We start from the raw sequence: 13169 nt of genomic DNA, 5'->3' as shown, positions 1-13169 counted from the left end.
GAAAAAGTAGATGGACAACCCATACAAAAGGGGTCTGCTCATGGTTTCGTCTCCTTTGTGTTTTAAAGAAGACGACGCAGGCCTCGGGTTTGTGACAGCTGTGGTGAAATTAAACCGGCAGAGCGGTGGTTTTGAACACAGTCCGCAGCGCAAAACTGGATTGCATCTGCGCCACGCCGGGCAGACGTGCGAGGTGTTGCCGGTGGATGCGAGCAAAGTCGTCGGTGTTTTCCGCCACAACCTTTAGGATGTAATCCGCTGTCCCGGCCATGAGGTGACATTCCAGAACATCAGGAATACGGGACACGGCTTTTTCGAACGCATCGAGAACTTCATCGGCTTGACCAGAGAGGGTGATCTCGACAAAGACGGTTGTGGGCACATCCAATTTGCGCGGATCCAATAGCGCAACGTAGTCCTTGATGTAGCCGTCTTTCTCCAGCCTATGCACACGGCGATGGCAAGCGGATTGAGACAGGTTCACGCGCTCGGCAAGCTCGGCGTTTGAGATCCGACCTTGCTTCTGAAGAACGGTGAGTATCCGACGATCTGTTTGATCAAGTGACATATGGCGAAAGCTCCTTGCGCATTTGAATACAGTATTCGAAGGTTCTTGCAATCGCGAGTTCTTAAACTGCCTAAATTTCAAGCAACTTCGGGCAGAAGCTCCCTAAGCTGAACTTAGGTTCAATTTGGAGACGGCGCATGAAAATCGGTTGCCCCACAGAAATCAAACCCCAGGAATTCCGCGTTGGTATGACGCCAGACGCCGCGCGGGAAGCGGTTAATCACGGTCACGAGGTACTTATCCAGTCCGACGCAGGTGTTGGCGCTGGTTTCACGGATGAAGACTATGTCGCGGCCGGAGCCAAAATGATTGGCACTGCCGAGGAAGTCTTTGCCCAAGCGGACATGATTGTGAAGGTGAAAGAGCCACAGGCGGTGGAGCGCAAAATGCTGCGCGAAGGCCAGTTGTTGTTCACTTACCTGCACCTTGCACCGGACCCAGAGCAAACCGTAGATCTGCTTAAGAGCGGTTGCACGGCCATTGCGTATGAAACCGTGACTGATGATCGCGGTGGACTGCCGCTTCTTGCACCAATGTCTGAAGTTGCTGGCCGCCTCGCGCCGCAGGTTGGGGCCTACACGTTGCAAAAAGCAAACGGCGGTCGCGGTGTTTTGATGGGTGGCGTACCTGGAGTGGCACCTGCCAAAGTGGTGGTGATTGGCGGTGGCGTTGTTGGTACCCACGCGGCAAAAATTGCGGCCGGAATGGGGGCGGATGTCACAGTGTTGGATCGCTCATTACCGCGTTTGCGGTATCTGGATGACGTCTATGGCGGCACGTTTAAGAACCAATACTCGACCGCTGGCGCAACCGCGGATCTGGTACGTGAGGCCGATATGGTTATTGGTGCGGTCCTTATTCCTGGCGCGGCCGCTCCAAAACTTGTGTCCCGAGCACAGTTGTCTGAAATGAAACCCGGCGCGGTGCTGGTGGATGTGGCGATTGACCAAGGTGGCTGCTTTGAAACCTCCCGTGCCACCACGCATGCAGACCCAATCTATGAGGTTGATGGCATCATGCACTACTGTGTGGCCAACATGCCGGGTGCGGTAGCACGTACTTCCACACAGGCGCTGGGCAATGCTACCCTGCCGTTCCTGCTGAACCTGGCCAACAAGGGCTGGAAACAGGCGTGTGAGGACGACCCGCATCTTCTCAACGGACTGAACGTGCACGCCGGTCAATTGACCTACTACGCCGTTGGTAAGGCGCTGGGCATTGATGTGATCTCTCCGTCTTTGGCGTTGAAATCCTAGGGGGACTTCCCCTCAAACAACGGCTGCAGCGCTTTTAGTCGTGCTGCGGCAAACTCTGAGAAGGCCCGGACACGTGGCACACGGCGCAGATCAGCGTGGGTCAATATCCACAGAGGTGCCTGTGTAAACAGCGGTAGGCCCGGCACCCGCGCCAACTGCGGATCGGTATCCCCCAAGAAGCAAGCCATGCGCGTTGCACCTATGCCTGCACGGGCCGCGCCAATTGCCGCGCTCATATCATCCACTGTCAGACGCGTGTTCAAGTTGGGTCGCATCGCCTTGATTTCTGCTGGTGGACCTGGCCAATGTGCAAATCGGACCCAATCCAAAGGTGTGGTTCCGCCTTGGTCACGGTCCACCAGATCGTGGTTGGCATAGACCGCTCCTCGCAGCTCAAACAACCGCCTGCCAACCAAAGTGTCCGGCGGTGATTTGGCAAATCGTATGGCGACGTCTGCTTCGCGCCGTGCCAGATTTAATGTGTCGTTTGTTGCTGTCAGTGACAGTTCGATCTCCGGGTAAGCAGTGACAAACTCGGCCACAATCGGGGCTAGCACACGCTCGATGATCAACTCGGAGGCGGTGACCTTCAATGGGCCGCTGATCGTTGTGTCCCGCGCGGCAATTTGACGGTCTAACCCGCGCTCCAAATCAGACATTGCTTCAGCAGTTCGCACCGCCTCCAAGCCAGCCTCTGTTGGCACGTAACCGCTGGCCAACCGATCAAACAGCCGAGTTCCAAGCGCTTCTTCGGCGGAGGTAATGCGGCGGGCCACGGTGGCATGGTTCACGCCCAAGGCGCGGGCAGCCCCACTGGTTCCGCCGTGCCGTGCGGTTTCCAGTACAAATTTCAGGTCATCCCAGTTCAACATGGGGTGATCATATTTGCACAAGTGATGTGCGACAACGATCGTTTTCAATCAAGTCTTGGGCCTTACTTATGCAATCACACGCTAAGGAGACCAAAATGACCGCATACGCATTTGTGAATTTGACAATCACCAACCCAGACAGCTTTGCCGCTTATCGTGAGAAAGCTGGCGCGGCGTTGAAAAAGCACGGAGGTGCCCCATTGGAAGTCTCCAAACAGCCAGAAGTGATCGAAGGCACAGCGCCGGCTCCTAGTGTCGCGGTGATTTTGACGTTTCCGGGCCGCGATGCGGCCAAAGCCTGGATTAATGATCCGGAGCTGGCCGAAGTGCACGCACTGCGCGAAGGGTCCGGAAGCTCCACCATAACGCTGCTTTAATCCTACAAAAAAGGCGGCCAGTTGGCCGCCTTTTCGTTGGTTTTTACGTTTAAGCTTCGCGCTTGATTTCCACGGTGTGTGGGTACGGGATCGAGATGCCATCTTTGTCGAAGGCTTCTTTGATCGCCTGTGTCAGGCCAAATTTCAGCTCCCAAAAATCGTCCGCCACGCACCAAACGCGCATGGTGATATCCACAGAGCTGGCGCCTAGATTGGTCACACGCGCCCAGGCTTCTGGATCTTTCAGCACACGCTCATCTGCGTTGGCAGTGTCCAGGATGATTTGCTTGGCTTTGTCTGCGTCGTCACCATAATCAATGCCAAATACCACGTCTACGCGGCGGGTTTCGTGCGCGGAGAAGTTAGTGATAACCGATCCCCAGGCCTGACCATTTGGGATGATGATCTGAACGTTGTCCGGTGTCACAAGCTCGGTCACAAACAGATTCAAATCTACAACCGTGCCGGCTGTGCCACCCACTTCAACGTATTGTCCCATCTTGTATGGACGGAAAAGGATCAGCATGAAACCTGCCGCGAGATCTGCAAGCGTGCCCTGCAATGCGAGGCCAATGGCCAGTGTTGCTGCGCCCATCATCGCCACAAGCGATGTGGCTTCGATGCCAAAGATGCCGAGGATGGCAACCAGCACCATCAGCAAGATCACCCAGCGCACAATACTGGCGGCAAAATTGCCAAGCGTTGCATCAATTTCTGGCGTATTGTTCACGCGGTTGCGCACCATACGGCTGATCGCACCTGCGACCATCCAACCGATGATCAGCACCAGCAGTGCTTTGATAGCGGTAATCAGCAAGGGGCCAAAGCCCTGTGCCTGTTCTACAATGGATTCCAACGGACTTCCCCCGATTTACGTGCCCTTTTTGGGCGATTATTTAACGTGTTGGCTCTGCGCTGACGCACAGTAACATGCACCCTATCGCACAAACAGAGCGGTAGCGGGATGGGAAAAGCTGCTTATCTATCCCCTTATGACCGCGACAGGAGAAAAATCATGACAACTGTTACAGATCACCCGATCAACAGCCGATGGGCGGCACAAGATCCAAGTGCTTTGCAGCTTTACGCTTTCCCAACGCCAAACGGCGTGAAGGTCTCGATCATGCTGGAGGAGATTGGCCTGCCTTATGAGGCCCATTTGGTCACCTTGAGTGACGCGGACGTCAAAAGTCTGGAGTTTCTGGCACTGAACCCCAACAACAAGATCCCTGCCATCATTGATCCCAATGGCCCGGATGGCCAGCCGCTCAGCTTGTTTGAGAGCGGCGCAATCCTGATCTACCTCGCCGAGAAAACCGGCAAGTTGATTGGCAGCTCGTCGGCTGAGAAATACGAGGCCATTCAATGGGTCATGTTCCAGATGGCCGGGGTTGGCCCGATGTTTGGTCAGCTTGGATTCTTCACCAAATTTGCAGGGTCTGAAATTGAGGATCCGCGCCCTCGCGAGCGCTACCAAAACGAAGCCAAGCGCCTGCTGTCTGTTTTAGAGAAACAGCTGGAAGGCCGCGATTGGATCACGGGCACATATTCGATTGCGGATATCGCCACCGCGCCGTGGTTGCGTGCACTGGACTACTACGGTGCCAAAGACGCAGTGGGTTGGGAGAACTACCCCAACGTGAACGCCTATCTTGAGCGGTTCTTGGCGCGCCCTGCGGTGCAAATTGGGCTGAAAACACCTGCCATTCCAGAATAGGTGGAGGAGGGGGGACTCAGGCTCCCCCTTTTTGACTAGGTCTGCGAGCGGATACTGTCCGCGATCTTTTCGCCAATCATAATGGTTGGTGCGTTGGTATTGCCGCCGATCAACGTTGGCATCACCGACGCGTCCACAACCCGTAGGCCTTCGACGCCACGCACACGGCACTCTGTGTCCACCACTGCCAAGTCATCCACGCCCATTTTGCAAGTCCCCACCGGGTGGTAAATTGTATCTGCGCGCGCGCGGATGTCTGCTTCCCAAGCGGCATCAGAGCCGTCGTGATTGTAGTAGCGGTCGCCGCGCCAACCTTCGAGTGCGCTGTCTTGCATGATGCCGTCGAGCGTCTTGATTGCCTTCTTCATCACCTGCAAATCGCGCTCGTCCTCTAGGAACTGAGGGTCAATCTTGGGCGGTTTGGCTGGATCTGCAGAACGCAGCGTGACGGTTCCCCGGCTATATGGGCGTAACACACACACATGGCAGCTGTAGCCGTATGGTAGGTGCATCTTGCGGTTATGATCATCCACAATCCCCACCACGAAGTGCAATTGAATGTCAGGTTTATTCAAGCCGGGATCGGTTTTGAAAAACGCGCCACTTTCGGCAAAAGGCGAGGCAAAAAGTCCGGTGCCTGTTTTGCGCCACCGCATCGCCGCCTTGGCCATTTTGGTCAAACCGGATGGCGTCAGGCCAACGGTATCTTTCTTCTTGTTGCGGTAGCTTAGAATGTGGTCGAGGTGATCTTGAAGATTTTGCCCAACGCCGGGCAAATCATGCACCAAGGTGATGCCGTGTTTCTCGACTTCCTCCCGTGGCCCAATGCCCGACAGCAACAGGAGTTGAGGCGAGCCAAACGCCCCGCTGGAAATGATGACCTCTTTTCTAGCCTTCAGAGTTTCAACATTCCCCTTGCGTTCAATCTCCAAGCCAACTGCTCGGCTTTTTTCCATGAGCACTTTGCGCGCCAGCGTTTTGGTGTAGACCGTCAAATTTTGTCGATGCAGGCAGTCGCGCAGGTACGCCGCCGCGGCAGAGCAGCGCTCGCCTTTGTGATCACCGTCAAAAAACTGCGTGACCTGGTAATGTCCGGCGCCGTCCTGTTCGGGTCCATTGAAATCCGTGTTGGTGCGAATTTGATGGGCGTTGCAGGCGGCGATGAAAGCATCGTTGATGGCTCGTGGCTCAGCTTGATCGCCTACCTGCAGAGGCCCACTTTCACCATGCAGATCGTCGGCACCTCTTTGGTTGCCCTCGGACCTCTTGAAATAGGGAAGCACGCTCTCCCAGTCCCAGCCGCCGCAGCCAAGTTTGGCCCATTCGTCATAATCGGACTTATGACCACGGACATACAGCATGGCGTTGATGGCGGAGCTGCCACCAAGAGCCTTGCCACGTGGCTGAAACCCTCGACGATTGTTGAGCTGTTTCTGAGGAACGGTTTTGAGCGCCCAGTTGTTGATTTTGGGGCGGCCTGAAATCATCGCCGCGATCATCGCAGGCGCGCGAATAAAGATGTCTTCGCCTTTGCCTCCAGCCTCGACCAAACACACGTTGGTGTGTGGGTCTTCGCTCAGTCGTGCGGCTAATACACACCCTGCGGACCCGCCGCCGACGATGATGTAGTCAAATTCCATGCCACCCTCCTGTGCTGAACCTCAGCCTAGGAGGGGGCAATTTCATCAAGCAAGTCTAACGCGACGTAAGTATGCAGCACACGCCGAACAGATTTAGCCTTTCGGAAGTTCGCTTGTCAGAACGTAGCGCAGGATTTCAACAACCTGCGCTGGTTCCTCCGTCACGGCCAAAGCGGCAGCATGCACTTCTTTCAGGGCGTGCTGTTGATCTGGCATCGACAAGACAATGATCGATTTGCCAAGCGCTGCGGCATAGCCAGCGTCAAAGGCGGCATTCCACTGGCGGTATTTCTCGCCAAACCGCACCACAACCACATCAGCGTCTTCAATGCCCTTGCGGGTGCGAATAGCATTCACCATCGCGCCTTTGTGGTCGTGCCAATATTTGTTTTCTTCAGCGCCCAAAATGGCGACACCGCAATCATCAGACGCCGCGTGGTTGGTCACAGGGCTGTTGAAGCTGATATCGAGATCGGCAGCCCCCTCTTTGATTTGTTCGCGCCAGTCAGTGTGAATTTCGCCGGACAGATAGACGTTTAGGCTCATGGGGTATCCTCTCTTGCTTGCGCAAGGTCATAACCTGTCCGGCGCTGTGCTCCAATCCCTCACGATTTGAAGCAGTTTCAATCACATGTGTTCAAAGCTTGCGCGCAACAAGGTAGCGGCTTGGAGGATCGGCAGGAAAATTTCCGCTTTCGATGATGCGGAAGCCCGCATCGGTGATTGAGCGCTCTAACTCAGCAATGGAAAAGAACCGCACAAACGGGGCTTTTCCGAAGAATTGCATCAACGGAATCGCCGTTTTCAACAGGCGAAACTTAATGGATTGCATGTTCTCGCTCAGGCACGGGGTTTTGCTGATGAACAACCCGCCCGGTTTCACGCGCTTGGCCACCTCGGCCACAGCTATGTCACCATCCTCTAGGAGGTGGATCAGGTTATGCGCCAACACCACATCAAACGGACCTTCCGGCGCGCTTTCCGGAGTGGCTTGCACCAGACGGATGTTCTTGGCGCCGGCTTCGCTGACTCGTTCACGGCCAACCTCCAGCATGCCACCAGACACATCCGTCGCCACCATCTCGGTCACGGCGTCTGCGAGTTTGATGGCTGTGGACGCGGTGCCGCACCCAAGCTCCATCACCACATCGGTTTCTTTGAGGTAAGACCGTGTCCGCCCCAGCGTATACTCATACGATTGCATGTCACTGATGGCGGATTTGGCGTATTTCTGTGCCACCCCATCCCAAAACTTTGCTGCTGCTTGCATGGCTGTTCTCCTTTCCAGGACATAGATACCTATGCAGGAATGCAATATAAATTGCCGAAATTCGCAGTGTTGATATACGTATTTGCATGATTGATCCCAAGACCACCTTTGACTGGAACCATATCCGCGCGTTTTTAACGACAGCGGAGGAAGGCTCGCTGTCTGCGGCTGCGCGTCAGCTTGGGCAGACACAGCCGACCTTGGGTCGGCAAGTTGCGGCCCTGGAAGAAGACTTGGGCGTGATGTTGTTTGAGCGGGTCGGCAGAACACTTGAGTTGACCGTCGCGGGCGGAGAGCTGCTCGAGCATGTCCGCGCCATGCGGGAAGCCGCCGACCGGGTGGCATTGGTGGCTTCCGGGCAAAATCAGGATGTCGAGGGGCGTGTGGCCATTACGGCGTCGGATGTCTATTCGGTGCATCTTTTGCCCCCAATCCTTCGAGAACTTCGTGTGAAAGCGCCGCGTTTGATTATCGACGTGGTTGCGTCAGATGACGTGCAGGATCTCATGCGGCGCGAAGCGGACATTGCCATCCGCCATGTGCGTCCGGAGCAACCGGATTTGATCGCGCGCTTGGTGCGGGAAGCGAAGGGATATTTCTATGCGTCAACCGAGTATTTGGATTTGCGCGGTCGGCCCAAAACCGTAGCTGATCTCAAACACCATGATTTTGTTGGCTCCGGCGACGTGCCGCGCATGCTGGAGTATCTCAAACCAATGGGGTTCCCGATTGATCTAGACAACTTCCGCACCGGATCAGATAGCGGGCTGGTGGCCTGGGAAATGTGCAAGCAGGGGTTTGGCATCGCACCTATGGCTGACGATGTGGCGGAAACCACGCCTGGCATAGAGCGGATTCTGCCCGACTTGGCGCCTATCGTCTTTCCAATTTGGTTGACCACGCACCGCGAACTGCACACCAGCCGGCGCATACGTCTGGTGTTTGACACGCTGGCTGAACACTTGACCGAAAATTAGGAAAGCGGGCGCAGCATCATCACGCGGCTCTCATCGCGCTCGGTCTCTTGCCAGCCCAGATGTGTATAAAGTGCGACATTGTCCGGCATATCCACATGCGTCGCCAGAGCAATGGATTCACAGCCAGCGTCTTGAGCCAACTTCAACGCAAACCGGATCAACACCCCACCAAGGCCGCGTCCCCGCGCTTGGGCGGCTACAGCCACATTCATCAGGTGCGCGGTTGGTGGTGTGGTAGAGAGCATCAGGACACCCGATAAATCGTCCATCACCCAGGCCTGCCCGTCGCCAATGGCGTCAGCTACTCCGCCAGACACATCCGGCAGAGCAATGCTTTGATCACGATAGGGTTGGTAGGCGGCGTCGATCAGCCGCGCGATGGCAGGGGCCTCTTCGACCCGCGCCAAACGCGGCTGTGATGCATCAGCCACGCAGCGTACCGCCGGTGGCCTTGCTGACTTTGGCGACAATCTTGGCAGCGACGGCCTCAATGTCGGCTTCTTTCAGCGTCTTGTCTGTTGGCTGCAAGCGCACTGTGATGGCGAGGGATTTTTTGCCTTCCCCAAGTGCGCCGCCGATGAACTCGTCAAAGACGCGCACATCTTCGATCAGCGCCTTGTCCACGCCAGAGGCGGCATTGACCACCGTCAACGCTTCGACATCGGCATCCACCACAAAGGCAAAGTCACGCTCAACCGCCTGTAGGTCAGCCATTGTCACAGCCCCTCTAGACGCGGATTTTTTACGTGGCATCGGGATTTCTGCGGTGTGAATGGCAAAGGCCACAACCGGCCCTTTTACGTTCAGCGTGTCCAGCACTTTGGGATGGATTTCGCCAAATGCACCGAGGATTTTTTTCGGGCCCAGACCCACCTTCGCGCTGCGACCCGGGTGCCACCAGTCATTGGTGCCGCGGTTGTAGGTCAGCTTGGTAGGAGCACCAAGCGCATCCATCACTGCTTCCATGTCAGCTTTGGCGTCATAGATGTCGACACCACGGCTCTCACCATGAATGTCTTTGCCAACGGTGCGGCCCACCAAAATGCCGGTTAGCAGGTTTTCTTGCTCACCTGGTTCGCCGCCGTGGAATACCGCGCCACATTCAAACAGGGCCATATCCATGAAACCACGCGCCTGATTGCGCGCTGCGGCTTGCAAAAGCCCAGGTAGCAGGGAGGGGCGCATGTGGCTCATCTCACTGGAAATCGGGTTCTCCAGCTTGGTCGCATCGCTGCCACCGCCAAACAACTTGGCCGCTGCTTTGTCGATGAAGCTGTATGTCACGCACTCGTTGTACCCGAGGGCCGCAGTGGTGCGGCGGGCAATTTGTTCGCGTTTCTGCATGGCAGACAAGATTTGCTCCGGAACGCCAGCGTCGACACGCGGCAGTGGTTTGCCTTCCAATTTGGTCAGCGACGCAATCCGCGCCACTTCTTCAACCAGATCAGCGGACCCACGAACATCGGGACGCCAGCTTGGCACATGGGCCATGTCGCCTTCGATGGTGAAGCCAAGGGCTTCCAACGTGGCGTGCTGCGTCTCAGCTGGAATTTCCATGCCCACCAAGGACTGAACTCGATCGGTGTCCAGCTTATAGGCGCGCGACACATCAGGCACTGCGCCGGCGGTCACGATGTTGCTGGGCTCACCGCCGCAAAGATCAATAATCATCTGCGTTGCGTCATCCATGGCCTGCATGTTGTAGGCCGGGTCGATGCCACGTTCGTTGCGATAGCGCGCGTCCGAATTGATTTTCAAACCACGACCCGTATAGGCGATTTGGATGTGATCCCAAACAGCGGCCTCTAGGAAAACATTAGTAGTTTCTTCGGTGCAGCCGGTGGGCAAGCCGCCCATGATGCCGCCGATGGATTCGACACCTGCGTCGTCGGAGATGACAACCATGCCCTCTTTGAGCGTGTATTCTTTCTCATCAAGACCAACGAGGGTCTCGCCACCCACCGCGCGATGTACGCGCAGGTTGCCTTTGACTTTGTCGGCATCAAACACGTGCAGAGGGCGGTTGCGGTCAAAAGTGAAGAAGTTGGTGATGTCCACCAGTGCTGAGATCGGCCGCAGACCAATGGCTGTCAGGCGGTCTTGCAACCATTGCGGCGACGGGCCGTTTTTCACACCTTTGATCAGGCGACCGGCAAAGACTTCGCAGCCCTCTGTGGCCGCGCTTTCGTCAATTGTGATGGCGATTGGGCTTTCAAACCCACCTTCGATTGAGGCTGTCTTGGCAGGTTTCATCTTGCCCAGGCCACGTGCGGCCAAATCCAAGGCAATACCACGCACACCCAGCGCATCCGGACGGTTAGGGGTGATTGCAATCTCGATCATGGTGTCGACTTTGGACGGATCATTGTCAGCCAGCCAATCGACAAATCTGTCGCCCACGTCGCCAGACGGCAGTTCGATGATGCCGTCGTGTTCGTCTGACAGCTCCAGCTCGCGCTCGGACGCCATCATGCCATAGCTTTCCACGCCGCGGATCTTGCCCACCGAGATGGTGATATCCAACCCCGGAATATACATACCCGGCTTACAGACAACGACGGTGATGCCTTCGCGTGCATTGGGCGCGCCACAGATAATCTGAAGCTCACCTTCATCTGTGGCAACTTTGCAAACGCGCAGCTTATCCGCATCCGGATGCTTCTCGGCATGCACCACCTTGCCCAGCTTAAACTCGGCCAGCCGCTCAGCAGGGTTGGAAACGTCTTCAACCTCAAGGCCAAGGTCGGTCAGGACCTCAACAATCTCATCAACGCTTGCGTCGGTCTCAAGGTGATCTTTCAACCAGGAAAGAGTGAATTTCATCGCGCCGGTCCATCAGTCAAATAAGGGTCAGAAAGCCGTTTAACGGATTAGCACCATAGGGGAAAGACCACATTGAATGCAAACTTCCGAAAGAGGACCGCGGAAGAGGTGGATTATTCAACAACGTCAACCCGATTTTGCGATTTTGGGATTCTGGCGCATAGTACCGGGAGACGCAGTAGGGGAGAGAGAAATGGCTCCGCAGGACAGTGGCATTAAAACAGCCTTTTTTGTGATCGCTGACATTTCCGGCTACACTAAGTTTATGGCAGAAACGCCAATTGAGCATGCCAAAGGTATTTTGGAAGCGTTGTTTGGCGAATTGGTCCCAGCAATTCGGTCGCCGCTTGAAGTCTCAGGTTTGCAGGGCGATGCGGTCTTTGCCTATGCCTTTGAAAGCGATGTGATGACCAAGCAGTTCATCCTCGATTTTTCCGAGCAGCTCTACTGCGTGTTTGCCCGCGCAAAAGAAAAGATGCTCCTAAACACCAGTTGCCCCTGTGACGCCTGCGCCAACCTAGATGAACTGGAACTCAAGATCGTAGTTCACCATGGTGAATGCGTAATCCAAGACACCGGTGGGCGTCAGGAATTGGCGGGCCAGGATGTGATCACCGCCTTCCGTCTGTTGAAGAACTCCGTCAAAGACAACACGGGCATGAACGCCTACACGCTGATTTCCTGCAAAGCTCTCAAGGCGATGGATCTAGTTGATTACTTTGACGAGACGGAATTCTTCAGTGAGGACATCGAGCACATTGGCGAGGTCGAATACGTTGTGCGGGATATGCGCGCTGCGTGGGCCCGGCGTCGGCAAACCAAGCGCACCTTTGTGGAACCCCGTGATGATCTGTTGATCGACGAATGGATGGTGCCATTACCGGTGTCCCCGGAGGTGGCTTTTACCATCATGACGCGGCCGGATTTACGCGCCGAATGGATCGGAGCTGACAAGGTGGACATGCTCAACACCAACAAAGGCAAGATTGAACCCGGCACGCTCTATCACTGCTATCACGGGGATGATGTCTTCCCGTTTGAGGTAGTGGATTGGAACCCAGGTGAATATGTGACCGGGCGCTACAATATGCCAATGGGTATGTCGATGTTGGAAACCATTGAAATGGCTGAGATGGGAGCTGGGACAATGGTGAAACTACGCTATGCCAAAGTGACGTCCAAAAAACTCATGGGGAAGCTGATGTCGAGCACGGTGAATAAAAAGATTCGCGGCGTCATCCTTCCGGACAAAGAGAACCGCATCAACAAGATGACTGCACTGAGCAGACAGATAGTGACCTCTGCCGAAGGCGTGGCACAACCCAGCTAAGCCGCAGAGTCACTTTTTGTGTTGCCATAGTTTGATGAGTTTCTTTGTTTTGCGTGTCTGGTTCGTTTGATCTGCAAGCAGTTCGGTGGCGCGACGGCTCTTTTTGCTTGCAAGTATCAGGCCTGGCAGCACAGTCACCCAACCAATCGGATAAAACGCAAATGCCCAAGAGCCTGCCCACGCAGGCAGAAACGTTAAAACGACCGCAACAACGAAAAGGCTGCGCTTCCAGACCTTAGGTTTGGCTGAGACTTTGACGTCCCACCAATCCCAATACGCTGCCAAATGTACTTGAAACAGATACATCAGCGCTGTGCCTCTAGAGCAAAAAGGCGAGGC

Annotated in this window: 14 protein-coding genes; 5 read left to right on the top strand and 9 right to left on the bottom strand. The window is 55.5% G+C overall.

From position 1 onward, the window contains the following. Positions 1-109 precede the first annotated feature (109 nt). On the bottom strand, positions 110-568 hold the full coding sequence (locus tag QZ517_RS11335; protein ID WP_294226806.1) for an Lrp/AsnC family transcriptional regulator: 459 nt from the start codon (positions 566-568) through the stop codon (positions 110-112). A gap of 137 nt (positions 569-705) precedes the next feature. On the opposite strand from QZ517_RS11335, the gene ald reads away from it, so the two are divergent. After that, a complete protein-coding gene (ald, locus tag QZ517_RS11330; RefSeq protein ID WP_294226804.1) occupies positions 706-1824 on the top strand; it encodes an alanine dehydrogenase in 1119 nt (372 codons plus the stop codon). Here ald and QZ517_RS11325 read toward each other — a convergent pair. Then, positions 1821-2696 (bottom strand): LysR family transcriptional regulator, encoded by an 876-nt coding sequence (locus QZ517_RS11325; protein WP_294226802.1) that lies wholly within the window; start codon positions 2694-2696, stop codon positions 1821-1823. The genes ald and QZ517_RS11325 overlap by 4 nt on opposite strands. A 95-nt stretch (positions 2697-2791) precedes the next feature. Between QZ517_RS11325 and QZ517_RS11320 the strand changes: the two genes are divergently transcribed. Beyond that, positions 2792-3073 (top strand): DUF1330 domain-containing protein, encoded by a 282-nt coding sequence (locus QZ517_RS11320; RefSeq protein WP_294226799.1) that lies wholly within the window; start codon positions 2792-2794, stop codon positions 3071-3073. Between the two features lie 49 nt (positions 3074-3122). On the opposite strand, the gene QZ517_RS11315 is transcribed toward QZ517_RS11320, so the two are convergent. Further along, the gene (locus QZ517_RS11315; RefSeq protein ID WP_294226796.1) at positions 3123-3929 is read right to left on the bottom strand and encodes a mechanosensitive ion channel domain-containing protein; all 807 of its coding nucleotides are present in this window, start codon (positions 3927-3929) and stop codon (positions 3123-3125) included. A gap of 159 nt (positions 3930-4088) precedes the next feature. Here QZ517_RS11315 and QZ517_RS11310 point away from each other — a divergent pair, with 159 nt between their 5' ends. Continuing rightward, positions 4089-4790, top strand: coding sequence for a glutathione S-transferase N-terminal domain-containing protein (locus QZ517_RS11310; RefSeq protein WP_294226794.1), 702 nt, complete (start codon positions 4089-4091; stop codon positions 4788-4790). Between the two features lie 35 nt (positions 4791-4825). On the opposite strand, the gene QZ517_RS11305 is transcribed toward QZ517_RS11310, so the two are convergent. The 3 genes from QZ517_RS11305 to QZ517_RS11295 all read right to left on the bottom strand — a co-directional run bounded on the left by QZ517_RS11305 (position 4826) and on the right by QZ517_RS11295 (position 7700). Then, complete coding sequence (locus tag QZ517_RS11305; RefSeq protein WP_294226791.1) at positions 4826-6430, bottom strand: GMC family oxidoreductase N-terminal domain-containing protein; 1605 nt, start codon at positions 6428-6430, stop codon at positions 4826-4828. Positions 6431-6523: 93 nt separating this feature from the next. Then, the gene (locus QZ517_RS11300; protein ID WP_294226788.1) at positions 6524-6976 is read right to left on the bottom strand and encodes a YtoQ family protein; all 453 of its coding nucleotides are present in this window, start codon (positions 6974-6976) and stop codon (positions 6524-6526) included. Positions 6977-7067: 91 nt separating this feature from the next. Continuing rightward, entirely contained in the window at positions 7068-7700 is a 633-nt protein-coding gene (locus tag QZ517_RS11295) for a class I SAM-dependent methyltransferase (RefSeq protein ID WP_294226786.1), read from the bottom strand. An 86-nt stretch (positions 7701-7786) separates the two neighbouring features. On the opposite strand from QZ517_RS11295, the gene QZ517_RS11290 reads away from it, so the two are divergent. Further along, positions 7787-8677 carry a LysR family transcriptional regulator gene (locus tag QZ517_RS11290; protein WP_294226783.1) on the top strand — a complete coding sequence of 297 codons (891 nt, stop codon included), beginning with the start codon at positions 7787-7789 and terminating at the stop codon, positions 8675-8677. Here QZ517_RS11290 and QZ517_RS11285 read toward each other — a convergent pair. Beyond that, positions 8674-9108, bottom strand: coding sequence for a GNAT family N-acetyltransferase (locus tag QZ517_RS11285; protein ID WP_294226780.1), 435 nt, complete (start codon positions 9106-9108; stop codon positions 8674-8676). The two genes, QZ517_RS11290 and QZ517_RS11285, sit on opposite strands and share 4 nt — an antisense overlap. Next, complete coding sequence (gene pheT / locus QZ517_RS11280; protein WP_294226777.1) at positions 9101-11500, bottom strand: phenylalanine--tRNA ligase subunit beta; 2400 nt, start codon at positions 11498-11500, stop codon at positions 9101-9103. Before pheT ends, QZ517_RS11285 begins: the two co-directional genes overlap by 8 nt. 193 nt (positions 11501-11693) lie before the next feature. On the opposite strand from pheT, the gene QZ517_RS11275 reads away from it, so the two are divergent. Further along, entirely contained in the window at positions 11694-12830 is a 1137-nt protein-coding gene (locus tag QZ517_RS11275) for a DUF2652 domain-containing protein (protein WP_294226774.1), read from the top strand. A gap of 9 nt (positions 12831-12839) precedes the next feature. Here QZ517_RS11275 and QZ517_RS11270 read toward each other — a convergent pair whose 3' ends face one another. Then, a complete protein-coding gene (locus QZ517_RS11270) occupies positions 12840-13136 on the bottom strand; it encodes a hypothetical protein (protein WP_294226772.1) in 297 nt (98 codons plus the stop codon). Positions 13137-13169: the final 33 nt, after the last annotated feature.

Origin of the sequence: uncultured Shimia sp. (assembly GCF_913054185.1) — a bacterium.
GTDB lineage: Bacteria > Pseudomonadota > Alphaproteobacteria > Rhodobacterales > Rhodobacteraceae > Shimia.
The sequence above is the reverse complement of the archived record's forward strand: the minus strand, read 5'-3'. Positions and strand labels throughout refer to the sequence as shown.

What these genes read in the sequence shown, in the direction of transcription:
- QZ517_RS11335 (WP_294226806.1), bottom strand. Translation starts at nt 568, where the DNA reads ATGTCACTTGATCAAACAGATCGTCGGATACTCACCGTTCTTCAGAAG.
- ald (WP_294226804.1), top strand. Translation starts at nt 706, where the DNA reads ATGAAAATCGGTTGCCCCACAGAAATCAAACCCCAGGAATTCCGCGTT.
- QZ517_RS11325 (WP_294226802.1), bottom strand. Translation starts at nt 2,696, where the DNA reads ATGTTGAACTGGGATGACCTGAAATTTGTACTGGAAACCGCACGGCAC.
- QZ517_RS11320 (WP_294226799.1), top strand. Translation starts at nt 2,792, where the DNA reads ATGACCGCATACGCATTTGTGAATTTGACAATCACCAACCCAGACAGC.
- QZ517_RS11310 (WP_294226794.1), top strand. Translation starts at nt 4,089, where the DNA reads ATGACAACTGTTACAGATCACCCGATCAACAGCCGATGGGCGGCACAA.
- QZ517_RS11305 (WP_294226791.1), bottom strand. Translation starts at nt 6,430, where the DNA reads ATGGAATTTGACTACATCATCGTCGGCGGCGGGTCCGCAGGGTGTGTA.
- QZ517_RS11300 (WP_294226788.1), bottom strand. Translation starts at nt 6,976, where the DNA reads ATGAGCCTAAACGTCTATCTGTCCGGCGAAATTCACACTGACTGGCGC.
- QZ517_RS11295 (WP_294226786.1), bottom strand. Translation starts at nt 7,700, where the DNA reads ATGCAAGCAGCAGCAAAGTTTTGGGATGGGGTGGCACAGAAATACGCC.
- QZ517_RS11290 (WP_294226783.1), top strand. Translation starts at nt 7,787, where the DNA reads ATGATTGATCCCAAGACCACCTTTGACTGGAACCATATCCGCGCGTTT.
- pheT (WP_294226777.1), bottom strand. Translation starts at nt 11,500, where the DNA reads ATGAAATTCACTCTTTCCTGGTTGAAAGATCACCTTGAGACCGACGCA.
- QZ517_RS11275 (WP_294226774.1), top strand. Translation starts at nt 11,694, where the DNA reads ATGGCTCCGCAGGACAGTGGCATTAAAACAGCCTTTTTTGTGATCGCT.
- QZ517_RS11270 (WP_294226772.1), bottom strand. Translation starts at nt 13,136, where the DNA reads ATGTATCTGTTTCAAGTACATTTGGCAGCGTATTGGGATTGGTGGGAC.